This is a genomic window from Pseudomonas sp. AC083, assembly GCF_979253165.1.
In genome coordinates, this window is the sequence record NZ_CEEDDH010000386.1 from 1 (window position 1) to 229 (window position 229).

Sequence of the window (229 nt, forward strand, 5' to 3'; positions counted from 1 at the left end):
TTAAAGCAATGTATTCGTGTCTTAATGACTGTCCAGACAGATACAAAGCAGGAAGACATACAGCATGTGTACTTGGAAGAAGCTGTGACGCTTCGCCCTGATTTACAGTTGACAAAAAACAAGGAATTATAATACGATATGAACAGCCGAAGTTTACACACAGGTGTAAACGGCATTGCAAGCTTAGAGAAGATGAGAATGAGACTAGGGTAGTTGAGATGAGTAGAGT

Annotated in this window: 1 protein-coding gene; it reads left to right on the forward strand. The window is 40.2% G+C overall.

Annotated elements, in window-relative coordinates; genetic code table 11:
• The first annotated feature begins 12 nt into the window (after positions 1 to 12).
• Positions 13 to 132 (forward strand): chorismate mutase, encoded by a 120-nt coding sequence (locus AC0IXA_RS28290; protein WP_471815041.1) that lies wholly within the window; start codon positions 13 to 15, stop codon positions 130 to 132.
• Positions 133 to 229 lie beyond the last annotated feature (97 nt).